Here is a 24258-nt window from a genome sequence, read left to right as displayed (position 1 = left end):
GAGTGTGCTCGTCTGTTCTGGAGAAAGCGCCAGTGTTCCGGCGGCGTCGGCGCATCGATGGGTGAGGCGTTGCGGGCGGCTGGGATCGGGTCCGGCATCGAGTGGCGGGGTGCGCTCGATGATGTGCGCGTGCGACATCGGGTGAAGGGACCACGGTATATAAGGCAAGGCGGGGCGGGGTGTGTCGTCGTGTCGCGCCCGCCGCGTGGCGATTCGGACGTTCGGCCTGGCACGATGTGAGCCGTGCAACCGAGTCCCGCCACCACGATGCCCGATGTCCCGGTCCGACCGTCGCCGCGCGCACCACGTACCAGGGTGCGGGTAGTCGCGGGCGTGCTGCTCGCCGTGCTGTTCGCGCCGGTGCTGGCGGGGTGCCTGCGGGTGCAGGTGTCGATGGGCGTTTCGTCCAACGATCGGGTGTCCGGGCGGGTCATCGCGGCGGTGGTGCCCGCGAGTCCCGACGACAAGGGTCCGCAGCTGAAGGCGCCCGAAACGCTGGCGGCGAAGGTGCGGGTGGAGCCCTACAACCAGGACGGTTACCTGGGCAGCAAGGTGTTCTTCGAGGATCTTTCCTTCGGTGAGGTGCAGCAGCTCAGCACGCTGTCCGAGCAGACGCAGGGGATGTTCCAGCTGAACTTCAAGCGCACCGGCGATCTGGTCAGCCTGGAGGGGCGAGTCGACCTGAAGTCGGTGCCGCCGCACGGCTCCGACGTGCAGTTCACCATCGCGTTCCCGGCCAGGGTGGCCAAGACCAACGGCAACCGCGAGGGCGATTCCACCGTCTCCTGGAAGCTGCCGCCCGGCGAGGTGTCCAGGGTGCTCGCCGAGGTCCACTACGCCGACCCGAACACCCGCTCCTTCGCGGGCTGGGCGGGCATCGTCGGCGGCATCACCCTCGCGGTCGCCGCCATCGTCGCCGCCATGGCGTACATGGATCGCAACCCCGCCGCGCCGGAAGTCCCCGAGCACCAGTTCTCCTGGCGGCGTTGGTGGCGGACGGTCAAGCAGTTCCGTTGATCCGGCCCTCGGTCACCCGCGGGCCGTTCCGACCGCGCGTACCCGTCGCTCGCGCTGGTGGCCCATCGCCCGAGCGGATGAGCGCCGACAGTAGAGCGAGCCGCGGATTCCCATGGGGCGGGGGGGTAACAGTGCCACGAGGGCTCGCCGGTGCTCCGAGGGTGCTGGGCGGACATCCACCCTCGGCGATGGATGATCCCGCGGCGTCGCCTCGCCGGTGCGAATCGGCGCGGCTGTCACGCTCGTGAGCCGAGATGTCGCACTGGCCGATCGGGTCGGCGAGCCCCACCGCGCGTGGGGCAGTCTCGCCCGCGGTTCCGCCGTGTCCGTGCGGATCGGCACGGCCGTCGCACTCCTGGGTTGCGGTGTCGCACTGATCAATCGGCTCTCTATGCCGCATCTGGACGCGAATGTCGAAGTGGCCGAAGCGGTTACCGTGTGTGTACCGGCTCGTGACGAAGCGGAGCGGCTCCCCGCGTTGATCGCCGATCTGCGCGCGCAGACCGGCGTGTCCGCGCTGCGGGTGCTGATTCTCGACGACGGTTCGACCGATGGCACCGCGGCGGCCGCGCGGGAGGCGATCGCGGATGATCCCCGCTTCGAGGTCGTTCGCTCGGCGTTCGAGCCGCCGCCGGGCTGGACCGGCAAAGCCGCCGCGTGCGCGCGCCTCGCCGAACTCGTCGAGACGCCGATCGTCGTCTTCCTGGACGCCGATGTGCGCCTGGCCCCGCGGGCCATCGCCGCGGCGGCGCGCGCGGTGCGCGATCGGGGCGCGGCCTTGGTCTCGCCGTGGCCGACGCAGGTGGCCGAGACCTTCGCCGAGGCGCTGGTGCAGCCGCTGCTCTGCTGGTCGTGGGCGTCGACGCTGCCCATCGTGCTTGGCAACCGCGGCCACCGCCTGTCTACGGCGGTCGCCTGCGGCCAGTTCCTCGCCTTCGACACCGCCGCCTACCGCGCCATCGGCGGGCACGCCTCGGTAGCGGACAGCCCCACCGAGGACCTCGACATCGCCCGTGCCCTGCGTCGCGCCGGACACACCACCCACCTCGTCGCCGCCGGACGACTCGCCCGCACCCGCATGTACCGCGACGCTGCGGAGATCGAAGCCGGGTACACGCGCTGGCTCTGGTCCGCCTACGGAGGCTCACGTCCGGCGGCCGCCGCCGTGGGAACCGTGCTGGCACTCGGCTATTGGCTCCCCCCGCTGGCCGTCCTGTTCGGCAGCGGAGCGAACCGCCGAACCGGCGCGCTCGGCTACGCCGCCGCCGTCACCGGCCGCCTCCTCGCCCGCTCCCTCGAATCCGGCGGCCCCCTCCGCCGCGCCGACGCGGTCGCGGCACTGGCGCACCCGCTTTCGATCGCCGCCTACCAGCGCCTGGTCCTCCGCTCCCACCGCGCGAAAAGCCGTGGGGCACTGCGCTGGAAGGGTCGCGAACTGCCCGCCATGGACTGATCGGGCGTATTGTGCACCGCACCGTCAACCCCGCAATCACCATTTCTCTCCCGTCGATAGAGAAACGGATTCGACGGTAGTCGAATGGTCGCTGTCAGCGACGACGCAACCGCCATATGACTACCGTCGATTTTCGGCACCCGGGACGGGGCGGGTGCGGTGTGTGGAAGCCGGACCTGCACCCATTCGAACGTCCTGCCGGTGAACAGTGCTCGAATGCGCCTGCACCGCATCCCTATTCGGGCAACGGACGAAACCGGCCCGGTCCAAGGACCGAGCCGGTGGCCGTACTCGTGGGGTTTTACGGGACCGAGGTGATGCCGATGGTCGGGAGGAAGAAGCAGGACTGGTTGCCGTTCTCGACGGTGCCGAAGACGGCGGCGAGAACGGTGCCCTTGCCGGTGTCGACGGGGACGGCGCGGATGCCGCCGACGGGGAGGGCGGCGAAGAAAAATTCCTGGACGGCGCGTTCGGCGTGCGGGCGCAGGTCCGCCGGTACCTCGGCGGGGATCATGGCGCGGAAGATGTCGGCGAGCGGGCCCATTTTGGTGATGCCGCTGCGACCGTTGCTGACATTCAGCCAGGCCACTTGCATACCCGCCGTATTGCGGCTGTCCTGGCTGACGCCGTAGGGCACGAAGGTGAACATGGTCTGCCCGGATTTCACGGCCGTCAGATCCAGGCCGGGAATGGACACCGTGGTCTTGGGCCACGGTCCCGGCATGGCGCCCGCGACGGCGGGCACCAGACCGAAGGTGCTGCCGTTGCCGCAGAACGCCGCGGCGGTCGGGTACAGGAACGGGTCCATCCCGAATCCGCGCAGCGCCTCCACGGTGGACTGGTAGGCGCCGAGCAGATCGCCGGGTGCGGCGGCCTGCTGTTTGCCCGCCAGTTCGGTGGCGGCCGAGGGTGCGGCGGGGACGGGGGCGGGCGCCGCCACGGCGGGGGCGCAGACGCCGAATGCCAGCGCGACCGATCCGGTCGCGGCGGCGGTGAGAGTGGTGAAGCGGCGCAACAGGGTCACAGCGGTGCTCCTCATCGTCGGCACGGTGAGGACACGGTACTCCGGCAAACCCGCTCAGCAGCCGTTTCGGCAATCGGCAAGTTTTCGGCGCGTCGGCTTGCACCCGCATCTCAGAGCGCCATCACGAGCGGACGCGTTCTACCCCGAGCGGCCAGCTGGATGCAGGAACCGACCCGCCGACCCGCCGACCCGCCGACCCGCCGACCCGCCGACCCGCCGACCCGCGCAATGATCGTCCGCCGCAGCGCCCGCCGCCAGGGCTGCGCTCACCCTGATTCCTAACCTTGTCCACCACATGCCCTGCTCCGCATGATGATTCGGCTCGACCCTGCCGCGCCCGGTGCGGACCGGGGTCCGCAACACCATCCAGAGCGACCGAGAGACCTGGCTCGCCGACGTCGCAGCAACCCCCCGACCACCGGGTGCGGGTGCTTCCGCCAGGAACGATGGAGGACCGAATGATCTGCCCACGCGGCCGCGCCCGCCGAACCCGACGCCGCGCCGAGACCCGCCGCCGAACCCCGGCCGGCTGTCCGCGCTGATCCAGCGCCAGACCGCACCGGTCGCAGGCCGGGGCGGTAACCCGCGCATCGCGCGGTCGCGTTCCGATTCCGCCGAGGTGGCGCCGGAACCGCGCCGCCGAATCCCCAGCAGGCCGTTGGCCGCGAGCACCACACCGAGCGAACTCATGGGAGTGACACCGTGATCCGAACCCGCCATCGAATTCTCGCGCTGGTCGGCGCCCTCGCCGCGACGAGCGCCTTGGCCGCCTGCGGCGGCGATTCGAGCGCGCCTGAGACCGACGCGGGTCCGCCACGGCCGGGCGGCACGCTGCGCTACGGGTTGTCCCAGCCGCCGACCTGCTCGGATCCGGCGCAGGCGGGCACCAACCAAACCATCTACGTCGCACGGCAAATCGTCGATTCGCTGACCGATCAGGATCCGCGGACCGGCGAGATCAAACCCTGGCTGGCGCGCAGCTGGGAGATCAGCCCCGACGCGAAGACCTTCACCTTCCATCTCGCCGACGGCGTCACCTTCAGCGACGGCACCCCGCTAACCGCGGAATCGGTACGCAACACCTTCGATTCGGTGCTGCGGCTGGGCGGGGTGAAGGCGCCGCTGGGCGCGAGCTACCTCACCAATTACGTGGGCACCACCGCCGTCGACCGGCTCACCGCGCGCGTGGAGTTCAGCCGGCCCAACGCCCAATTCCTGCAGGCTTCGTCGACCGCGCAGCTCGGCATCCTCGCCGACGCGACAACCGCGAAGTCGGCCGAGCAGCGCTGCCTCGGCGACAACGTCGGCAGCGGGCCGTTCACCTACGTGGGCTGGCGGCAGGACCAGTCGGCGACGCTGGCCAAACGCGCCGGATACCGCTGGGGCTCCGCGGTGTTCGCGCACCAGGGCGAGGCCTACCTGGATCGCATCGAGTTCACGGTGGTGCCGGAATCCGGCGTGCGCACGGGCAGTCTCGTCTCCGGTCAGCTCGACGCGATCAGCGATGCGTTACCGCAGGACGTGCCGCAGCTGGAAGCCGTTGGCGCGCGCCTGCTCAGCACGGCCAATCCCGGCGTGCCGTTCGGCTTCCAGCCCAACGTGACTCGCGGTCCGCTACGCGATCCCGCGGTGCGCCAAGCGCTGCTGCCCGCCATCGATCGAAAGCAGCTGGTGGACACCGTGCTCGGCCCGCAGTTCAACCCCGCCTCCGGTCCGCTGGCCAGCGCCACGCCGGGCTACCAGGACTTCGCGGCGCGGGTAGGCTACGACCCCGCCAAGGCGAAGTACATCCTCGATCAGGCGGGCTGGACGCCCGGCGGTGACGGTATCCGCGCGAAGAACGGTGAGCGCCTGTCCTTCTCGGTGCTGTTCAGCCAGGCGTTCGCGGGCAACCAGGCCATCCTCGAGCTGGTGCAGCAGCAGCTGCGACAGGTCGGTGTGGAACTGAAGCTGGACCTGGTATCCGGGCCGGAGTACACCGCACGACAGAACGCCAAGGATTTCGACGCCACCTACTACAACACCACCCGCGCCGACGGCGACATCCTGCGCGCGGTGTTCGGCATCGACGGCCGCAATCTCAATGCCCGCGAACCTATTCCGCCGCTGGACGACGCTCTCCGCGACCAGCTCAGCACGGCCGACGCCGCCGCGCGCACCGCGCTCATCCGCACCGCCCAGGAGCAGGTGCTAGAGGCCGGGCTGTGGATTCCGACCATCGAACTCTCCCAGGCGATCGGCGCCGCCGCGAACACCAGGGATCTGAAGTTCGAGGCGTCGGCCCGGTTGCAGTTCTTCGACACCTGGCTGAGTGGGCGCTGAGATGGCCCGCTATCTGGCGCTGCGCGTCCTGCAAGCGATCTGGGTGCTGTGGGCGGCGTTCAGCATCTCGTTCGTTGTCCTCTACCTGCTGCCCGCCGATCCGGTCTCCATCGCGGCCGACGGCGGCGCCGCGGGAACACCGGTCGACAAGGCCGCGATCGCGGAGTTGCAAGCCCGATACGGGCTGGATCGTCCACTGTGGGACCAGTATTGGACCGCGCTCGCAAACGCGGTCCGCGGCGATCTCGGACTCTCCATCGCGACCGGGCAACCGGTGACCGAGGCGATCAGCGACGCCGTGCCCTCGACACTCGGATTGGCCTCGCTCGCCCTGCTTTTCGCCACGATCGGCGGAGTAGCGCTGGCCTTCGCCGCGACTTACGCGCGCAGACCGTGGCTGCGTAACCTGCTGGCCGCGCTTCCGCCACTGGGCGTCGCGGTGCCGACGTTCTGGACGGGACTGCTGCTGCTCCAGCTGTTCTCGTTCCAGTGGCGCCTCGCGCCCGCGTTCGGCGGACAGGGACTGCGCGGCACGGTACTGCCCGCGCTGACGCTCGCCGTCCCGATCGGCGCGGTGATCGCCCAGGTGCTCGCGGCAGGACTGGAATCCACCTGGCGGCAGCCGTTCACCGAAGTGGCGCTGGCCAAAGGCGCTTCGCGCTGGTGGGTGCAACGCAGGCACGTGGCCAGGTTGGCCAGCGTGCCCGCGTTCACCATCGCCGGGGTGCTGGTGGGCAACCTGCTGGCCGGTTCGGTCGTCGTGGAGACGGTGTTCGCGCGCACCGGCGTCGGCAGGCTCACGCAGATCTCCGTGCTGGCCCAGGACATTCCGGTGGTGCAGGGCATCGTGCTGCTGACGGCGCTGGTGTTCGTGGTCGTGAATCTGGCGGTGGACCTGCTGTATCCGCTGCTCGACCCGCGGATCACCGTGCGCGGCACGCGTTCCGGTGACGCGACGACGGAGGCCGAGGACATCGTGGAGGAGGTGCTCGTCCGTGGTTGACGTTGCCGACAAACCCCGCCGGATCGCACTGCCCGGCGTGCGCGGATCGGCGCCGAGCTTGCGTGGACTCCGGCGCAATGCCGGACTGATCCTCTCGGCGGCGGTAGCTCTGCTGGTGCTCGGATGGGCGCTCGCACCGTCGCTGTTCGCCGGTGGTGACCCGCTCACCGGCGTCCCCGCCGAGAAGTTCCGGCCGCCGAGCGCACAGCACTGGTTCGGCACGGACAACCTCGGGCGCGATCTGTACACGCGGATGGTGCACGGCGCCGGGCTCTCGCTCACCGCCACACTGTCCGCCGTCGCGCTGGCCGTGGTGGCCGGGGCGCTGCTCGGGCTGCTGGCCGGTGCGATCGGTGGGGTGGTCGACGCGGTCGCCATGCGCGTGGTTGACGTGCTGCTCTCCATTCCGGCGCTGCTGCTTTCGCTGGCGCTGGTCACCGCGCTCGGCTTCGGAACACGCAATGTGGCCATCGCCGTGGGTGTTTCGTTGATCGCCAACTTCGCGCGGGTGATGCGCTCGGAGGTGCTGCGGGTGCGGCGCGCGGTATACGTCGAGGCGGCGCACGCCGCCGGGGTGCGCTGGTACACGGTGCTCGCCAGGCACGTTCTGCCCAACTCCTACCAGCCCGTGCTCGCGCTGGCAGCGGTCGAGTTCGGCATGGCGGTGCTCGCGGTCTCCGCGCTCAGCTTCCTCGGCTATGGCGCCGAACCGCCCACCCCCGAGTGGGGCTCGCTCATCTCCGAGGGCCGCAACTACCTCGCCACCGCCTGGTGGCTCACCACCCTCCCCGGGCTGGTGATCATCGCCGTCGTGCTGGCCGCCCAGCGCCTCGGCCGCGCCGCAGGAAGGACCGACCAGCCGTGAGCAAGCCGACCACCCTCCGCACCGCTCGGCACTCCGCCCGAGACGCCACCGCGCCACCAGATCCCGGCAGTCCGACTGCCGCCGATGCTCTGAGCGATAGCCGCCAGGACGACCCAGCGCCGAGCGGAGAGCGCGAATACCCCTTAGCGCTTCCTGATTCGGAGGACCACGGAGCGCGGCGGGAACCTCGCTCCGCGCCACCGGGCAACGACGACAACCATCGGCCGAACATCGAGACGACCGCCGATGCACGCGAAATCGAGCGACGGGCGGCCGCAGACGCTAGTCACGCCGCACAATTCGCCCGACCCGGGTCGACCGGGCGATCGACGGCTGGCTCGACCCCGTCGAGCACCGAGCACCACACCGCGCGTCCGGATCCGAGCGAGGAGCGAACGAAAGCCGCTCTGTTGCGAGTGGATCGGCTCCAGGTCGCCTACCGATCCTCGAGCGGACCGGTCACGGCGCTGGCCGATGCCTCGCTGCACGTCGCTCGCGGCGAGGTGGTGGCATTGGTCGGCGAGTCCGGTTCCGGCAAGTCGACACTGGCACACGCCATCATCGGGTTGCTCGGCGCGACCGCGCAGATCGATTCGGGGACCATCATTTTCGACGGCGAACGGGTCGACACCGGCTCGGAACGGGCGCTGCGCAGGCTGCGCGGAGCGCGCATCGGGTTTGTACCGCAGGACCCTGGCCTCTCGCTCAATCCGGTGCGCCGGGTGGGCGATCAGGTGGCCGAGGCGCTGCTCGTGCATCGGCGCGTCGCTCGCCGCGGGGCGCAAAAGCGAGTGCTGGAGCTGCTCGCCGAGGTCGGCCTTGACCGCCCGGAGCTGCGGGCCGACCAGTATCCGCACGAGTTGTCCGGAGGGCAGCGCCAGCGGGTACTGATCGCCATCGCCCTGGCCTGCGGTCCTGACCTGATCATCGCCGACGAGCCGACCAGTGCGCTGGACGCCACCGTGGCGCGGCGGGTGCTCGACCGGCTCGCCGAGCGGACCGCCGCGCGCGGCACGGCGGTGCTGCTCATCACCCACGACCTGGCGATGGCCGCCGAACGCGCCGACCGCCTGGTCGTGCTCAGCGGCGGCGAGGTCGTCGAAACCGGCCCCACGGCGCGGCTTCTCGCCGCGCCGCGCCACCCGTACACCAAACGCCTGCTGAGCTCCTCGCCTAGCCTCGCACCCGGCCCGCCGCGCCCGGAACGGCCGCGCGACGGGGAACCGCTGCTGGTGTTGCGCGAAGTACGCAAACGGTTCCACGCCCGCTCCGGCGACGCCGTAACGGCGGTCGACGGCGTCGGATTCGAACTCTGCCGAGGCGAAACGCTCGCTCTGGTCGGCGAATCCGGCTCGGGCAAGTCGACAACGGCGCGGATCGCGTTGCGGCTCACCGACGCCGACCACGGCAGCGTCGTGTTCGACGGCGAGGACCTGCTCGCGGCCCGCCGCGGCAGGCTGCGGGCGCTGCGGCGCCGGTTCCAGGTGGTGTACCAGAACCCGTACTCCTCACTGGATCCGCGCTGGCGCGTCGGCGCGATCGTCGAGGAACCGCTGCGCGCGTACGGCGTCGGCGACCGCGCCGCCCGCCGCGACCGGGTGCGGGAACTGCTCGAACAGGTCGCGCTGCCGCAGCGCTTCGTCGAGCGCCGCCCCGCCGAACTGTCCGGCGGCCAGCGCCAGCGGGTGGCCATCGCCCGCGCGCTCGCGCTGCACCCCGACCTGCTGGTGCTCGACGAACCGGTCTCCGCGCTGGACGCCTCGGTGCAGGCGCAGATCCTCGACCTGCTCGACCGCCTGCAGTCCGAGCTCGACCTGAGCTACCTGTTCATCTCACACGACCTGGCGGTGGTGCGGCGGATCAGCGATCACGTTGCGGTGCTGCGCCGCGGCCGCATCGTCGAATACGGCCGCACCGCACGGATCTTCGCGAATCCGCGCCACGACTACACCAGAGAACTGCTCGCCGCGATCCCCACCTTCCGCACGGGGAGCGTGGATTTCGCAACGGAAAGGACGGCATGATGACGGACTTCTTCCTCGCGGTGGAACTCGCCGGGACCGGCGCGCATCCCGCGTCGTGGCGACGCCGGGATTCGCGCGCCGAGGACCTGTTCACCGCCGGGTACTGGGTCGACGCGATCACCGCCGTCGAAAAGGCCGGTGCCGACGCGGTTTTCCTGCCCGACTCCTTCGGATTGCAGCCGGGTGGCGCCGCGACCGTGCAGGGCAGACTCGATGCGGTCGCGATCGCGGCGCGTGCCGCCGCGGCCACGCGCCGCATCGGCCTGCTGCCGCAGGCGCCGGTCACCCACACCGAACCGTTCCACCTGTCCAAGGCGATCGCGAGCCTCGATTTCGCGACACTCGGCCGCGCGGGCTGGGAGGTCACCGTGTCCGAGGGCGCCGAGCAGGCGAAGGCGTTCGGCCGCAAGGGCGCCCAAGACCCGGCGGCGCTGTGGCACGAGGCGGACGAAGCCGTCGAAGCGGTCACCCGGCTGTGGGATTCCTGGGAGGACGACGCGGAGATCCGCGACCTGCCGACCGGGCGATTCATCGACAGGGACAAGCTGCACTACATCGACTACGCGGGCGACAACTTCTCGGTGAAGGGTCCGTCGATCACGCCGCGCTCGCCGCAGGGCCAACCGATCGTCGCGGTCCGCGCCGACGACGGGCCCAGCATCCAGGTCGCGGTCCGCCGTGCCGACCTGATCCGCATCGCCCCACCGGATCTCGACGCCGCGCACGCCAGGCGCGCCGCATTGCGCAGTGCACTGCTGGGCGCCGAACGCGATCCGGACGCCGTTCGCGTGCTCATCGACATCGATATCCACCTCGCCGACACCGCCGAAAGCGCGTACGCGGAACTGGCCGAGCTGGACCGCTGGTCGGCGTCGGCCACCGCGCCGCATGTCGCCACCAGGACCACCGGCTCGGTACTCCGTCACATCGGCACGGGCGACTCGCTGACCGAACTCCTTGCAACCGTGGCTGATTCGGACGCAGCCGACGGCGTGGTGCTGCGCCCGCTCGCGGTCCGGGCCACCCTGCGCCACCTGGCGACAGCTCCGCCCCGACCGGCCATCACCCTGCGCGAGCGGCTCGAGCTGCCACGCCCGCCGAGCCGCTACGCCACGATTCAGGAAGGGACACCGTCATGAGTTCCGCCAAGCCGCGCAAGACCGTTCATCTGGCCGCGCACTTCCCCGGGGTGAACAACACCACCGTCTGGAGCGATCCGGCGTCCAAGAGCCAGATCGACTTCGAGTCCTTCGTCCACCTGGCCCGCACCGCCGAGCGCGGCCTGTTCGACTTCTTCTTCCTCGCCGAAGGACTGCGGCTGCGCGAACACCTCGGGCACATCCACGATCTGGACGTGGTCGGCAGGCCGGACACCTTCACGGTGCTCAACGCGCTGGCCGGTGTCACCGAGAAGCTCGGGCTGGCCGGCACCATCAACTCCACCTACAACGAACCGTTCGAGCTGGCCAAGCAGTTCGCGTCGCTGGATCACCTGTCCGGCGGACGCGCGGCGTGGAACGTCGTCACCTCCTCCGACGCGTTCACCGGCGAGAACTTCCGCCGCGGTGGCTATCTGGAGCACGCGGATCGATACCGCCGCGCGGCCGAGACGGTCGAGGTGGCGCGCGCACTGTGGGACAGCTGGCCCGCCGACGCGCTGGTGGTCGATCGCGACGCGGGCGTCTTCGCCAGGAACATTCCCGAAACCCGCCACCGCGGCGCACAATTCGACATCGCCGCGCGCTTCGTGCTGCCGCCGAGCCCGCAGGGACATCCGGTGCTGTTGCAGGCGGGCGATTCCGACGACGGCCGCGAATTCGGCGCCGCCACCGCCGATGCCATCTTCACCGGCCACGGCACCCTCGAGGCCGGACGCGCGTTCTACGCCGACATGAAGGGCCGCCTGGCCAAATACGGCCGCGGGCACGACGAACTGAAGATCCTGCCCGCCGCCACCTTCGTGCTCGGCGACACCGCAGCCGAGGCCGAGGACCGGGCCAGGCACATCCGCTACCAGCAGGTGGGTCCGCAGACGGCCATCGCGTTCCTCGAACAGGTCTGGGGCCGCGACCTTTCCGGCTACGACCCGGACGGACCGCTGCCCGACGTCGACCCCTCCGGCGACGTGAACATCACCAGGGGACGGGTGCGCCACGCGAAGGATCCGCGCGCGGTCGCCGAGGCGTGGCGCGCCAAGGCCGAGGCCGAGAACCTCAGCATCCGCGAGCTGATCATCGAGGTCACCGCGCGCCAGCAGTTCGTCGGCACACCGGCCGAGGTCGCCGCGCGCATCGACGAATACGTGCAGACCGACGCCGCCGACGGTTTCATTCTCGTCCCCCACCTCACCCCCGGCGGGCTCGACGAGTTCGTCGACCGCGTCGTCCCGGAACTCCAGGAGCGCGGCAGCTTCCGCACCGAGTACACCGGCGACACCCTGCGCGACCACCTCGGCCTGCGCCATCCGCAGCACCGCACATCCGTCCACGAAGGAGCAAGAGCGTCATGACCGCGACCACCGCAACAAGTTTCGACTCCGAGTGGGCCGCCTGGCACGGCGCGAGGGAGGACCACCTGCGCGACCGGCTCGGCTTCCTGAGCCTGACCGCACTGCACTGGCTCACCGACCGGCCCGAGCGACTGCCCGACCTGCCCGGCACCTGGTGGGTCACCGACGACAAGGTGTTCATCACCGCGCGACCGGCCGACCGCCTCGTCTTCGACGGCACCGGCATCGCGGGCGTACAGATCCTCACCCCCGTCGAAGGCGCGCCGGGACTCGAGGTGCGCCACGAACAGCGCGTGCTCGAGGTCATCCGGCGCACCGGGCGCCACGCGGTGCGTGTCCACGACCCCGCCGCCCCGTCGCTGGCCGCGTTCGCCGGGATTCCCGCGTACCAGCCGGACCCGAGCTGGATCGTGCCCGGCCGCTTCGAGGCGTTCGCCGAGCCGAGGGACGTCGTCACGGCGGCCGTTGTCGACGGGCTCGAACATCACCACACCGCAACGGGCACCATCGAATTCACCCTCGGCGCGGTCACCGAGCGCGTCGTCGCGTTCCAGGCCGGTGCCGGACTGCGCATCCTGTTCACCGACGCCACCAGCGGCGTCACCACGTACCCCGCGGCCAGGTCGCTGAGTATCGCCGCGCCCGACGTCGACGGCGCGGTGCTGCTCGACTTCAACCGGGCGGCCAATCTGCCCTGCGCCTTCACCGATTTCGCGACCTGCCCGGTGGCGCCCGCGCAGAACCGGCTGCGGGTGGCCATCGAGGCGGGCGAGCAGGATCCGCGGCTCGGAAGGGGGCCGGCGTGACGGTCCCCCTTTCCATCCTCGACCTTGCCCCGATCAGCGCCGGTTCCACCGCGCAGCAGGCGCTGCGCAACACCGTCGAACTGGCCAAGCGCGCCGAACAGTGGGGCTACCACCGGTATTGGCTGGCCGAACATCACTTCGTCGCGGTGGCCAGTTCCAGCTCGATCACCCTGATCGGGCTGGTCGCGGCCAACACCTCGCGGATTCGGGTGGGTTCGGCGGCGGTGCAGGTCGGCCATCACACCTCGGCGTCGATCGTGGAGGCGTTCGGCACCATCGACGCCCTCTACCCCGGACGGCTGGACCTCGGGCTCGGGCGTTCGGGGCATCGGCGGGCCCAATTCGGTTCGGAGCCGGCACATCCCAAGGGCGGACACCCGCGCGTCGACACCGCGACCGGACGCACCGAGATCCGGGACGGCGTGGTGGTCCCGCCGCCGTTCGATCCCGGTCGCATCGTCGACCGCTCCCGCTACCTGGCAGGGCTGCGGGCGTTGCAGCAGCCCGGCGCGCAGGCGCCGGAGTTCGCCGACCAGATCGATGAGGTCCGCGCCCTGCTCGCGGGCACCTACACCAGCGCGGACGGTATCCCGCTGCACGCGGTGCCCGGCGAGAACGCGCGGGTGCAGCTGTGGTTGTTCGGCAGCTCCGGCGGCGAGAGCGCCGAACTCGCCGGTCGCCTCGGGCTGCCGTTCGCCGCGGCCTACCACGTGGCGCCGGGAACCGCGCTGGACGCCGTCGACGCCTACCGCGCGGCGTTCCGTCCGTCCGAGTACCTGGCCGAACCGTACGTGGTGGTCTCGGCCGACGTAGTGGTCGCCGCCGACGACGCGAAAGCCAAGCGACTGGCCGCGGGCTACGGGCACTGGGTGTACGGCATCCGCGCCGGGACGGGGGCGACCGAATTCCTCGCGCCGGAGGCGGCGGGTCCGCTCACCCCCGACCAGCTGCGGCTGGTCGACGATCGGCTGGCCACCCAGTTCGTCGGGTCGCCGGACACGGTGGTGCAACGGCTCGCCGCGCTACAACGGGTGACCGGCGCGGACGAACTGCTGGTCACCAGCGTCACGCACGATCACGCGGACCGGCTGGAGTCCCATCGGCTGCTGGCCGAGGCGTGGGGAGCGCGGGCGGCGCGGGCTGCTTGACATGCGAATGCCCCGCTGGTCGGCGACCGGCGGGGCATTCCTGCTTCGTGAGTTCAGGCACTCATGGGCGCGGCGGTGACGCCGTACCCGAGGTTGGTCAGCACCTCACTCGTCGCCTTGGCGAAGTTCAGCGTGATGAAGTGCAGGCACGGCGCGCCCTCGTCGATCAGCCGCTGCGCCATCTCGGTGGCGATCTCGATGCCGACCTCGCGCACCGCGGCGCGGTCCTCCTCCGGACCGTCGCCCGCTGCCTTGCGCAGCCGCTCCAGCACCGAGGCGGGCAGCTCGCGACCGCACAGCTCCTCGGCCCTCGTCACGGTGCGCAGCGAGGTGATCGGCATCAGCTCCGGGATGATCGGCTTGGCGCCCTCGACCGGATCCATCGCGACGACCCGATCCCGCAGCCGCAGGTAGTGGTCGACCTCGAAGAACATCTGGGTGATCGAATACTCCGCGCCCGCACGCAGTTTCGCGGCGAGGAAGGCGGTGTCGGTCTCCAGGTCCGGCGAGCGGTGGTGGCCCTGCGGGAACGAGGCGACGCCGACGTGGAAATCGCCGAGATCGCGCACGATGCGGACGAGCTCCTCGGCGTACTCCACGCCGTCGGGGTGCTTGTGCCACTCGCCGAGCGGGTCGCCGGGCGGGTCGCCGCGCAGCACCAGGATGTTGCGGATGCCGGAATCGGCGTACGCGCCGACCAGCGAGCGCAGCTCGGCCACGCTGTGCCCGACGGCGGTCAGGTGCGCCACCGGCAGCAAGGTGGTCTCCTGCGCGAGTTCACCGGTCACCCGCACGGTGCGATCCTTGGTGGAACCGCCCGCACCGTAGGTCATCGATACGAACGCCGGATGCATGCGCTCGAACTCGCGGACCGCGCGCCAGAGCCGCGCCTCGCCCGCTGCGTCGCGCGGCGGGTTGAACTCGACGGAGAACGGCACCATCCGGCCGGAATGCACCTGCAAGCTCTGCACGACCGAAGGTGTTCCCGAGACGATCGGTGGCGTCGGGGACGGGCGTCCTGGGGTCGAACGTCCCCGCACGGAATCGAAAGTCACCGGTTCAGTGTAGTGGGACGGCCGTACGGCCGTGTCGGCACGGGATTTCCCGGGGCGGAGGTTGGTCGACGCCACGGTCGGATGGCCGCGTATTCTCTGATACGGCACCACTATCGCTGCGGCCGGACCGGACGTGCGCCGCGATCGCGCCGACCCGGGCGGCGGTGACGCGCGCTCGCCCACACAACGAACAGTCGCGCTCGACCGGCGCGACCACACCCGTGACCCTGGAGGTTCCTCTGTCCGCCGGACCCGGTACTCCGACAAGAACCCCGGCAACGCCCGCGGCCGACGCGCCACGGACGCCGAGCACCGGCACGTCCGATTTCGTCGCCGCCGTGCAGGACCGGCTCAGCGAGTTCTTCGCCACCCGGCGGCCGATCGTCGAGCCGCTCGGACCGGTCTTCGTCGACGCCGCCGACGCGCTGGAGATGTTCGTGCTTCGCGGCGGCAAGCGCACCAGGCCCGCGTTCGCCTGGACCGGCTGGCTCGGCGCGGGTGGCGACCCGGACGGCGCGGACGCGGACGCGGTGCTCGCCGCCTGCTCGGCGCTCGAACTGGTGCAGGCGTGCGCGCTGATCCACGACGACATCATCGACTCCTCCCGCACCCGCCGCCGTTTCCCCACGGTGCACGTTGATTTCGAGCAGCGCCACCGCGAGCGCGGCTTGCCGGGCGACTCCGCGCACTTCGGTGCCAGCGTCGCGATCCTGATCGGCGATCTCGCTCTGGCCTGGGCCGACGACTTGGTGCACGCCGCAGGGCTCGATTCCGCGGCGCTCGCGCGGTTCGCGGCGGTCTGGGCGATGATGCGCACCGAGGTGCTCGGCGGGCAGCTGCTCGACATCAACGGCGAAGCGGTCGGCGACGAATCGGTGGAGGCCGCGTTGCGCATCAACCGCTACAAGACCGCCGCCTACACCGTGGAGCGTCCGCTGCACCTCGGCGCCGCGATCGCCGACGCCGACCCGGCCCTGATCGCCGCCTACCGCACCTTCGGCACCGACATCGGGATCGCCTTCCAGCTGCGCGACGACCTGCTCGGCGTGTTCGGCGATCCGGAGGTCACCGGCAAACCCTCCGGCGACGACCTGCGCGAGGGCAAGCGCACCGTACTGCTCGCCGAGGCGCTGCGCCGCGCCGACGCCACCGATCCGTCCGCCGCGCACCTGCTGCGCACCAGCATCGGCACCGATCTCGGCGCCGAGGACGTTACGCGCCTGCGCGCCGTGCTCACCGAGCTCGGCGCCGTCGACGATGTGGAACAGCGCATCGCCGACCTCACCGACCGCGGCCTCGCCGCCATCGATTCCAGCTCGGCCACCCCCGCCGCCAAAGAGCAACTACGCGGCATGGCTCTGGCCGCAACCAGGAGGACCGCATGAAAGCCGTTGTGGGACCAGCCGATCGCGTCATCGCCGTCGGCGCAGGACCGGCCCCGCGCAGCACCGGAAAGCGCCGCGGGAAGTCCACCGCAGCGCTGACCGAACGGAGACTGATTCTCGGCGCCGCCCTGCCGACCCGGCGCGGTGTCCGTGTCCCCCGGGCGTGCTCGGCGCCGCGGGACACCGAGTCGGCCGAGGACTGAGTCCCCACACCTTCGGCGCCGGATGTCGCGAGGCGACCGGCGTAGCGCACCGCGTGGCGATCCGCCTACCGACCGGCAGGCACGAGAGTCGCCGCGGCGCGCGAAACGCACGTCACACCGGTCCGCCGCGACGTGCGAACCGCCGCGTTCCGCCGGAGCGGACGCGGCGCGGGCCGAGGCAAAGTGTCGTGCAAAGTGTCGTGTCGCAGTACCGCCGTGCCCGGCGGTCGAGGAGAAGTCAGATGAAAACCGTTGCGGGACCGACCGATCGGGTGGTCGTCGTGGGCGCGGGCCTGTCCGGGCTCGCCGCCGCGCTGTATCTCACCGGGGCGGGGCGTTCGGTCACGCTGTTGGAAAGGGCCGATCATCCCGGCGGCCGGGTCGGCAGGTACCGAGGGCCGGACTACGAGATCGACAACGGCGCGACGGTGCTCACGCTGCCGGAACTGATCACCGACGCGCTCGCCGCGGTCGGCCGGACACCCGAGTCCGGCTCGACACCGCTGCGCATCCACCGACTCGCGCCGAGTTATCACGCGCGCTTCGCCGACGACTCCACCATCCGGGTGTTCGCGGACCCGGAGGCCATGGCCGAGGAGGTCGCCCGCACCTGCGGCCAGGACGAGGCGCGCCGCTATCGACAGCTCCGGGACTGGCTGGCGCGCATCTACCGCGCCGAGTTCACCGAGTTCATGGACACCAACTTCGACTCGCCGCTGGACATGGTGCGCTCCCCGCGCAAACGCGCCGCGCTGCTCGAGCTGGTGCGGCTCGGCGGGTTCGGCAGGCTAGGACCGCGCGTCGGCCGGATACTCACCGACCGGCGACTGGCCCGGCTGTTCACCTTCCAGGCGCTCTACGCGGGCATGGCGCCCGCCGACGCGCTCGCCGTCTACGGCGCGATCCCGCACATGGACACCTCGCTCGGCGTCTACTTCCCCGAGGGCGGCATGCGCGCCATCGCCGCCACCATGGCCGAGGCGTTCACCGCCGCGGGCGGGACGCTGCACCTGAACACCGAGGTCGACGGGATCGAGTACGAAGAACGACGCGCCCGCCGGGTGCGCACCGCCGACGGACGCACGATCGACTGCGACGCGGTGGTCCTCACGGCCGACCTCGGCTCGATCGAACGCTTCGGCGTGCGCCGCAGGCGCGGACTACGGGCCGCGCCGTCGGCGGTGGTCGCGCACGGCACGATTCCGGCCGACGTCGCCGCTAACTGGCCGGTGCAGGCGCACCACACCATCGATTTCGGCGCGGCGTGGGACACCACCTTCGACGAGATCGCCGTCGCGCCGCGCCGCGGCGGCAGGCTCACCGCGCGCGGACGACTGATGCGCGACCCGTCGCTGCTGCTGACCCGCCCCGCGCTGACCGATCCCGGGCTCTACATCGACCGTCCCGACGGCAGGCACGAACCGTTCTCGCTGCTCGCACCCTGCCCCAACCTGGCGAGCGCACCGCTCGACTGGGACCGGCTGGCAAGGCCGTACCTGCGCGAACTGCTCGAGGTGCTGGAGACGCGCGGCTACCGCGGAATCGCAGAACACTTCACGGTCGATCACCTGGACACCCCGAAGACGTGGCTGGCGCAGGGCATGATCGCGGGCACGCCGTTCTCCGTCGCGCACCTGTTCCGGCAGACCGGTCCGTTCCGGCCGCGGAATTTCCCGAGTTTCAGCGACAACGTGGTTATCGCCGGTTGCGGCACCACGCCGGGCGTCGGAGTGCCGACCGCGCTGCTCTCCGGGAAACTGGCGGCAAACCGGATCACCGGCGCCGCGGCCGATACCCGGGATGAACCGCGCGTACCAGCGGGATAGTGTTCCGCGCGAACCATTAAACTGATCGCCGACCTATTCACTCGCGGTTGCGACCGCCGACCTTGCCGGGGGGACCGACACGACATGCATCCCCCCGAGACGAGCGCCGCAGCCGCAACGCCGACCGACATCGCGCACCGCGCGTCGAGTCGCGGCACCTCGAGCACCACCGGATCAAGCACACCGCGATCCCTCGGCGACGGCGCCGACCGGAACAGCTTCCGGGACCGGATGCAGACCTACGCCGATTTCGCGCGCAGCCCCGAGGGCCACGCCGCGCTGCTCGGCTTCTTCGGCGCCGTGCTGATCACCTTCGGCGGGCTCGGCGCGGGCAGCGTGCGCCAGCGCGATCCGCTGCTCGAGGCGATGAACCTGTCCTGGCTGCGGTTCGGGCACGGTTACGCGCTGTCGAGCATGCTCATCTGGATCGGCGTGCTGCTGATGATCACCGCGTGGGTTCGGTTGGGCCGCACCACGCTCGGGCTCGGCAACCGGGCGGGCGCGGCGGTCACGCTGAACGAACTGCGCGCGATCGTCGGCATCTGGATCTTCCCGCTGCTCTTCGCGGTGCCGATGTTCAGCCGCGACGCCTACTCCTACCTCGCCCAGGGCGCGCTGCTGCGCGACGGTTTCGATCCCTACCAGGTGGGTCCCGTCGCGAATCCCGGTGTGCTGCTGGACAATGTGAGCCCCGTCTGGACCACCACCACCGCGCCGTACGGCCCGGTGTTCCTGCTGCTCGGACGCGCGATCACCGCGATCACCGGTGACAACGTGGTCGCGGGCACCATCGCGCTGCGCTTCGTGATGCTGCCCGGCCTCGCGCTGATGATGTGGGCGGTCCCGTACCTGACCAAACATCTCGGCGGCAAGCCGACGGTGGCGCTGTGGCTCGCGGTGCTCAACCCGCTTGTGCTCATCCACCTCATCGGCGGCGTGCACAACGAGATGCTGATGGTCGGCCTGATGTGCGCGGGCATCGCGCTGGTGCTGGAGCGCCACCACGTGGCGGGCATCGTCGTCGTCGCGATCGGCGTGGCGATCAAGGCCACCGCAGGCATCGCGCTGCCGTTCCTCGTCTGGATCTGGATGTTGCACGAGCGGGAGCGTCGCGCCGCCGAACGCGCGGCCGCCGACCCGAACGCACCGGCCGATCCGAACTCCACGTCGGCCAACGGCGCCCCGGACGCCGCGAAGGCGGGACCGGACATGCCGCACCCGGCCATGACGTTCGCCAAGATCGCTGGGCTGGGACTCAGCGTGTTCGCGGCGGTCTTCGTCGCGGCCTCGGCCATCGCGGGCGTCGGCATCGGCTGGCTGACCGCGCTGTCGGGCTCGAAGAAGATCATCAACTGGCTGTCGCTGCCGACGATCATGGCGCACACCACCACCTGGATCACCCCGCTGCGCATGGAATCGGTGCTCACCGTGACCCGCGCGCTGTGCGCGCTCGCGCTGGTCGCGGTGCTGGTGTGGACCTGGTGGCGGTTCCGGCACAGCGAGCGCGAGGCGGTGTTCGGCATCCTCATCGCGTTCGTCGGCATCGTCATCCTCTCCCCCGCCGCGCTGCCCTGGTACTACTCGTGGCCGCTGGCGCTGGCCGCCGCGTTCGCGCTGTCCACCACGACGCTCATGGTGCTCGTCGGCCTGTGCACCTGGCTGATGCTGGTGTTCCAGCCGGACGGATCGATCGGTCTCTACAACTTCTGGCACGTGGCCGCGGCGACCTTCGCCGCGGTCGTCGCCGCGCTCTCGCTGCGCACGGTGGACCCGCTGCGGCTGCGTTCCACGCCGCAGGCGGAGACCGCGCGGAGCGAAGTCGCGGCCACCGCTTCGCGACCATGAGAGCCGTTGGATCTGGTGGGGAGGACTGGGACCTAGCCGGTGTCGGCCGCGGTCCGCTCGATGGGCCGCGCGCGACCCGAGCCGCAAGGCCCCTCGGCGATCCGGCCGGAGTCTCCGACGCGGAGTCGGACGCGCGCCTGGCCGACGCCTACCGCGCGTGCCGGGCGATCGCCGCTGAGCACGGTCGCACATACTTCCTCGCGACCAGGCTGCTGTCGGCTCCGCGAAGACCCGCAGTGCACGCGCTCTACGCGTTCGCGCGGATGGTGGACGACATCGTCGACCACGTGGACGCGAATCCCGGACACCTGCCGAACTCCGCGGGATCGTCGAGTTGGGAGCGGACACCGCAGCGGAGCCAAGCCGACGCACAGCGGCACACTCCCGACCACGGTCCCGCCGACGAACTCGACCTGATCGAGAAACAGCTGCGCGTCGCCCTCGAGAAGAGCACGTTCACCGAACCGGTCCCGCCGCAGCGCGCCCAGGTACTCGCCGCGCTCGCCGACACCGTCGACCGCTACGCCATCGATCCCGCGCACTTCTGGACCTTCCTGGACTCCATGCGCATGGACGTCCCCGGCACGCCACACTTCCGTGACCGCTACGCCACGATGGCCGAGCTGCGCGAGTACATGCGCGGTTCGGCGACCGCCATCGGCTTGCAGCTGCTTCCGGTGCTCGGCACCGTCGCGCCGGTGGCCGAGGCCGAACCCGCGGCCGCAGCGCTCGGCGAGGCGTTCCAGCTCACCAACTTCCTGCGCGATATCGGCGAGGACCTGGACCGCGGACGCGTCTACCTGCCCGCCGACCACCTGGCCGCCTTCGGCGTGGACGACGACCTGCTGGGCCAGTGCCGCCGTACCGGCCGCACCGATCCGCGGGTCCGCCGCGCGCTGGCCCATCTGATCGCGATCAACCGCGACGTCTACCGCACCGCTGATCCGGGCATCGAGCTGCTGAACCCGCGGGTCCGCCCCGCCATCCGCGCGGCGAGCGCGCTGTACGCCGGGATCCTGGACCGCATCGAGGATTCCGGGTACGCGGTGTTCCAGGCTCGCGCCGTGGTACCGACCCGCCGACGCCTGCTTGTCGCGAGCACCGAACTGGTAGCGGGCCTACTCACCCGGCGTTGACCGGCGATCACCCACCGGTCGTGGGGCCCTCGCACCCCTTCCACACGCTTCGCAGCGTCTCCACCCCCTGCGAAGCGTGCGAGCGCTCTGCGAGGTTCAGAAGGGGTCGGCGGCGGCGCGGCGGAGCACCTCGCGGGCGAGCGGGCCGTGCAGTGCGTCGATGGGCTTGCCCGGGAGGCTCGCGTCGTCGGTGAAGATCCACTCGAGGATCTCCTCGTCGGTGTACTTGGCGTCCTTCATGACGGTGATCAGCCCGGGTAGGGGCTTGACGACCGCGCCGGTGTCGTCGAAGAAGACCTCCGGAACGCTCGCCACTCCATTGCGTCGCAAGGCGAGGAGCTGATGGTCACGCAGCATCTGGTGCACCCGCGTCACCACGATCCCGAGGCGGTCGGCCACCTCGGGCAGCGGCAGCACGGCCACGGACTCCGGAAGGACATCCTCGCTGCAGGGAAATGCACTCACCCGCACAACGGTAGACGGTATGGCGGCGCGCGTCGTGTGACACCCGGGCGACAGTCCGGTTCGGCCGCTCGGCACGGTTACGATCGTGGGGGCCGCACGGGGCGGTCTGTCGCTGTTCGCGTGACGAGCGAGGGGTGAGCACTTTTGTGAAAGTCGGAGGACATCACTTGATCGGGCAGATGCTGGAAGGGCGCTACCGGATTGACGCGCCGATCGCTCGGGGCGGGATGTCGATGGTCTTCCGCGGCGAGGACACTCGCCTGGATCGACCCGTCGCGATCAAGGTGATGGACCCCAAGTTCGCCGCTGACCCGCAGTTCCTCTCCCGGTTCGAGTTCGAGGCCCGCGCCGTCGCCAAGCTCAAGCATCCCTCGCTGGTGGCCGTGTACGACCAGGGCGTGGACGGCGACCACCCGTTCCTGATCATGGAACTGGTCGAGGGCGGCACCCTGCGCGAGCTGCTGCGCGAACGCGGACCGATGCCGCCGCACGCCGTGCGCGCCGTCGCCGAACCGGTGCTCGCCGCCATCGGCGTCGCGCACTCCGCGGGCTTGGTGCACCGCGACGTCAAGCCGGAGAACGTGCTCATCTCCGATTCCGGCGAGGTGAAGATCGCCGACTTCGGTCTGGTGCGCGCGGTGGCCGCCGCGACGACCACCTCGGCGAGCGTCATCCTCGGCACCGCCGCCTACCTCTCCCCCGAGCAGGTCACCAGCGGCACCGCCGACTCGCGCAGCGACGTGTACTCGTTCGGCATATTGATCTTCGAGATGCTCACCGGCCGCGTCCCGTTCACCGGCGACACCTCGCTGTCGGTGGCGTATCAGCGGATCGAGAACGACGTGCCGAGCCCGAGCCAGTTCATCTCGGGCGTCCCGCCGGAGTTCGACGAGCTGGTCGCCCGCGCGACCAACCGGGAGCCCGCGCACCGCTTCGCCGACGCCAACGAGATGGCCGCGCAGCTGCGCTCGATCGCCGCGGAACTGAGCCTGCCGCCGTACCGGGTGCCCGCGCCGCGCGAGTCGGCCGAGCACCTGAGCGCGAGCTTCCGCGCGACGCCCGATCACGGCGGCCGACCCGCGCCGTCGCGTCCCGCACCCGCGCCGGACCCGCACGCACCGCAGCACACCAAGGTGGTCACCGCGGCGCGACCGCGGGTTTCCGACTACGGACCCTCAGGGGAGTACGGGCCGCCTTCGGACTACGACCCGCAGACCACCGGCCTGCGTCAGCCGCCGTATCAGCCGTACGACGCCGATCGGCTGAAGTCGCGGCGGACCACGCTGCTGTGGGTGGCGATCGTCGCGATCCTCACGCTGGTCGTCGGTATCGGCGGCTGGTGGTTCGGCGCTGGCCGCTACGAGCCGGTGCCGCCGATCGCGGGGCTGAGCAGCGAGCAGGCCACCGCGAAGCTCCAGGAGGCGGGCTTCGAGACCGAGATCAGGCAGAAAGCCTCGGACACCATCCCCGTGGGCGGCGTGGTCGGCAGCGATCCGTCGGCCGGATCCAAGATCACCAAGGGCTCCACGGTGTCGGTGCTGGTCTCCAGCGGCAAGCCACGGGTGCCCGACATCAAGCCCGGCGACGACGTGCGCAAGGTGAACCAGCTGATCAAGGACGCCGGACTCCAGCCCGTCGACGCGGGCGAGGTCGGCAGTCAGGCGCCCAAGGGCTCCCTGGCGAAGGTCGAGCCCGCGCCGGGTACGGTGCTGCCGATGGGCGGGCAGGTCAAGGTCTTCCGCAGCAACGGCGCGCAGCCGGTGAAGGTGCCGGACGTGCGCGGCAAGACCACCGAGGAAGCCGTCGCGGCGCTCAGCGCGGCGGGCATCCAGGTCCGCGAAACCCGCACCGAGTACGACAAGGCCATCGCGGCCGACGAGGTCATCGGCACCGACCCGGCCGCGGGCAGCACGGTGAACTCGGGCGAGGGCGTCGCGCTGATCGTCTCCAACGCGGTCAAATTGCCCCTGCTGGTCGGCGACAGCGTCGGCGAGGCCCGCCAGAAGCTGGAGGCCCTCGGCCTGCGTGTCCAGGTCCAGCAGCTGACCCCGTCGGACAACTCCGTGGTCATCGGCCAGAGCCCCGGCGCGTCGGCCAAGGTCCAGCCGGGCAGCACGGTCACGCTGACCGCGCTGCCCTGAGACATCCGCCGGGCCGCCGCTGGAGGGTGGC

19 protein-coding genes and 1 riboswitch are annotated in these 24258 nt (G+C 70.9%); of the genes, 16 read left to right on the top strand and 3 right to left on the bottom strand.

Features of this window, described 5'->3' with window-relative positions; genetic code table 11:
- Positions 1 to 267 precede the first annotated feature (267 nt).
- Both CRP45_RS18055 and CRP45_RS18050 read left to right on the top strand, forming a co-directional pair.
- Entirely contained in the window at positions 268 to 1017 is a 750-nt protein-coding gene (locus tag CRP45_RS18055; protein WP_084482999.1) for an LppM family (lipo)protein, read from the top strand.
- Positions 1018 to 1261: 244 nt separating this feature from the next.
- A complete protein-coding gene (locus tag CRP45_RS18050; RefSeq protein ID WP_425436942.1) occupies positions 1262 to 2470 on the top strand; it encodes a glycosyltransferase family 2 protein in 1209 nt (402 codons plus the stop codon).
- Positions 2471 to 2771: 301 nt separating this feature from the next.
- Here the strand turns inward: CRP45_RS18050 and CRP45_RS18045 are convergent, their stop codons facing one another.
- The gene (locus tag CRP45_RS18045; RefSeq protein WP_097246142.1) at positions 2772 to 3509 is read right to left on the bottom strand and encodes a hypothetical protein; all 738 of its coding nucleotides are present in this window, start codon (positions 3507 to 3509) and stop codon (positions 2772 to 2774) included.
- A 344-nt stretch (positions 3510 to 3853) separates the two neighbouring features.
- Positions 3854 to 3947, top strand: a riboswitch (SAM riboswitch).
- A gap of 249 nt (positions 3948 to 4196) precedes the next feature.
- Between CRP45_RS18045 and CRP45_RS18040 the strand changes: the two genes are divergently transcribed.
- The 8 genes from CRP45_RS18040 to CRP45_RS18005 all read left to right on the top strand — a co-directional run bounded on the left by CRP45_RS18040 (position 4197) and on the right by CRP45_RS18005 (position 14171).
- On the top strand, positions 4197 to 5816 hold the full coding sequence (locus CRP45_RS18040; protein WP_097246022.1) for an ABC transporter substrate-binding protein: 1620 nt from the start codon (positions 4197 to 4199) through the stop codon (positions 5814 to 5816).
- A 1-nt stretch (position 5817) separates the two neighbouring features.
- Positions 5818 to 6819 carry an ABC transporter permease gene (locus CRP45_RS18035; protein WP_097246021.1) on the top strand — a complete coding sequence of 334 codons (1002 nt, stop codon included), beginning with the start codon at positions 5818 to 5820 and terminating at the stop codon, positions 6817 to 6819.
- A gap of 22 nt (positions 6820 to 6841) precedes the next feature.
- Positions 6842 to 7684, top strand: a complete 843-nt coding sequence (locus CRP45_RS18030) for an ABC transporter permease (protein ID WP_245910216.1) — start codon at positions 6842 to 6844, stop codon at positions 7682 to 7684.
- A gap of 407 nt (positions 7685 to 8091) precedes the next feature.
- Positions 8092 to 9708 carry a dipeptide ABC transporter ATP-binding protein gene (locus tag CRP45_RS18025; RefSeq protein WP_097246141.1) on the top strand — a complete coding sequence of 539 codons (1617 nt, stop codon included), beginning with the start codon at positions 8092 to 8094 and terminating at the stop codon, positions 9706 to 9708.
- Complete coding sequence (locus tag CRP45_RS18020) at positions 9705 to 10847, top strand: LLM class flavin-dependent oxidoreductase (RefSeq protein ID WP_097246019.1); 1143 nt, start codon at positions 9705 to 9707, stop codon at positions 10845 to 10847. Before CRP45_RS18025 ends, CRP45_RS18020 begins: the two co-directional genes overlap by 4 nt.
- Positions 10844 to 12217, top strand: coding sequence for an NtaA/DmoA family FMN-dependent monooxygenase (locus CRP45_RS18015; RefSeq protein WP_097246018.1), 1374 nt, complete (start codon positions 10844 to 10846; stop codon positions 12215 to 12217). The genes CRP45_RS18020 and CRP45_RS18015 overlap by 4 nt, the downstream gene beginning before the upstream one ends.
- Positions 12214 to 13023: a DUF1684 domain-containing protein gene (locus tag CRP45_RS18010; RefSeq protein WP_097246017.1), complete on the top strand. Its 810-nt coding sequence runs from the start codon at positions 12214 to 12216 to the stop codon at positions 13021 to 13023. Before CRP45_RS18015 ends, CRP45_RS18010 begins: the two co-directional genes overlap by 4 nt.
- Positions 13020 to 14171: an LLM class flavin-dependent oxidoreductase gene (locus CRP45_RS18005; protein ID WP_097246016.1), complete on the top strand. Its 1152-nt coding sequence runs from the start codon at positions 13020 to 13022 to the stop codon at positions 14169 to 14171. Before CRP45_RS18010 ends, CRP45_RS18005 begins: the two co-directional genes overlap by 4 nt.
- Before the next feature lie 53 nt (positions 14172 to 14224).
- Here the strand turns inward: CRP45_RS18005 and CRP45_RS18000 are convergent, their stop codons facing one another.
- Positions 14225 to 15226 carry a methylenetetrahydrofolate reductase gene (locus CRP45_RS18000; protein WP_084482973.1) on the bottom strand — a complete coding sequence of 334 codons (1002 nt, stop codon included), beginning with the start codon at positions 15224 to 15226 and terminating at the stop codon, positions 14225 to 14227.
- 227 nt (positions 15227 to 15453) lie between these two features.
- Here CRP45_RS18000 and CRP45_RS17995 point away from each other — a divergent pair, with 227 nt between their 5' ends.
- The 5 genes from CRP45_RS17995 (at position 15454) to CRP45_RS17975 (ending at position 21621) form a co-directional block, all read left to right on the top strand.
- Positions 15454 to 16611 carry a polyprenyl synthetase family protein gene (locus CRP45_RS17995; RefSeq protein ID WP_067786166.1) on the top strand — a complete coding sequence of 386 codons (1158 nt, stop codon included), beginning with the start codon at positions 15454 to 15456 and terminating at the stop codon, positions 16609 to 16611.
- Positions 16608 to 16814, top strand: coding sequence for a hypothetical protein (locus CRP45_RS17990; RefSeq protein ID WP_143861479.1), 207 nt, complete (start codon positions 16608 to 16610; stop codon positions 16812 to 16814). The genes CRP45_RS17995 and CRP45_RS17990 overlap by 4 nt, the downstream gene beginning before the upstream one ends.
- Before the next feature lie 242 nt (positions 16815 to 17056).
- Complete coding sequence (gene crtI / locus CRP45_RS17985) at positions 17057 to 18640, top strand: phytoene desaturase family protein (RefSeq protein ID WP_097246015.1); 1584 nt, start codon at positions 17057 to 17059, stop codon at positions 18638 to 18640.
- Positions 18641 to 18724: 84 nt separating this feature from the next.
- On the top strand, positions 18725 to 20485 hold the full coding sequence (locus CRP45_RS17980; protein ID WP_097246014.1) for an alpha-(1->6)-mannopyranosyltransferase A: 1761 nt from the start codon (positions 18725 to 18727) through the stop codon (positions 20483 to 20485).
- Positions 20482 to 21621 carry a phytoene/squalene synthase family protein gene (locus CRP45_RS17975; RefSeq protein ID WP_097246013.1) on the top strand — a complete coding sequence of 380 codons (1140 nt, stop codon included), beginning with the start codon at positions 20482 to 20484 and terminating at the stop codon, positions 21619 to 21621. Before CRP45_RS17980 ends, CRP45_RS17975 begins: the two co-directional genes overlap by 4 nt.
- A 96-nt stretch (positions 21622 to 21717) precedes the next feature.
- On the opposite strand, the gene CRP45_RS17970 is transcribed toward CRP45_RS17975, so the two are convergent.
- Positions 21718 to 22086: an Rv2175c family DNA-binding protein gene (locus CRP45_RS17970; protein ID WP_067786170.1), complete on the bottom strand. Its 369-nt coding sequence runs from the start codon at positions 22084 to 22086 to the stop codon at positions 21718 to 21720.
- 167 nt (positions 22087 to 22253) lie between these two features.
- Between CRP45_RS17970 and pknB the strand changes: the two genes are divergently transcribed.
- Positions 22254 to 24227 carry a Stk1 family PASTA domain-containing Ser/Thr kinase gene (pknB, locus tag CRP45_RS17965; RefSeq protein WP_245910195.1) on the top strand — a complete coding sequence of 658 codons (1974 nt, stop codon included), beginning with the start codon at positions 22254 to 22256 and terminating at the stop codon, positions 24225 to 24227.
- Positions 24228 to 24258: the final 31 nt, after the last annotated feature.

Origin of the sequence: Nocardia amikacinitolerans (genome assembly GCF_900215415.1) — a bacterium.
In the GTDB taxonomy this organism is placed as follows: Bacteria; Actinomycetota; Actinomycetes; order Mycobacteriales; family Mycobacteriaceae; genus Nocardia; species Nocardia amikacinitolerans.
Note: the sequence above shows the minus strand (reverse complement) of the source record. Positions and strands in the feature narration are given on the sequence as shown.

Bases quoted from the DNA above. Each gene is read 5' to 3' on its own strand.
- CRP45_RS18055 (WP_084482999.1), top strand. From the start codon at position 268: ATGCCCGATGTCCCGGTCCGACCGTCGCCGCGCGCACCACGTACCAGG.
- CRP45_RS18045 (WP_097246142.1), bottom strand. From the start codon at position 3,509: ATGAGGAGCACCGCTGTGACCCTGTTGCGCCGCTTCACCACTCTCACC.
- CRP45_RS18035 (WP_097246021.1), top strand. From the start codon at position 5,818: ATGGCCCGCTATCTGGCGCTGCGCGTCCTGCAAGCGATCTGGGTGCTG.
- CRP45_RS17980 (WP_097246014.1), top strand. From the start codon at position 18,725: ATGCATCCCCCCGAGACGAGCGCCGCAGCCGCAACGCCGACCGACATC.
- CRP45_RS18015 (WP_097246018.1), top strand. From the start codon at position 10,844: ATGAGTTCCGCCAAGCCGCGCAAGACCGTTCATCTGGCCGCGCACTTC.
- crtI (WP_097246015.1), top strand. From the start codon at position 17,057: ATGAAAACCGTTGCGGGACCGACCGATCGGGTGGTCGTCGTGGGCGCG.
- CRP45_RS17975 (WP_097246013.1), top strand. From the start codon at position 20,482: ATGAGAGCCGTTGGATCTGGTGGGGAGGACTGGGACCTAGCCGGTGTC.
- CRP45_RS18010 (WP_097246017.1), top strand. From the start codon at position 12,214: ATGACCGCGACCACCGCAACAAGTTTCGACTCCGAGTGGGCCGCCTGG.
- CRP45_RS18020 (WP_097246019.1), top strand. From the start codon at position 9,705: ATGATGACGGACTTCTTCCTCGCGGTGGAACTCGCCGGGACCGGCGCG.
- CRP45_RS17990 (WP_143861479.1), top strand. From the start codon at position 16,608: ATGAAAGCCGTTGTGGGACCAGCCGATCGCGTCATCGCCGTCGGCGCA.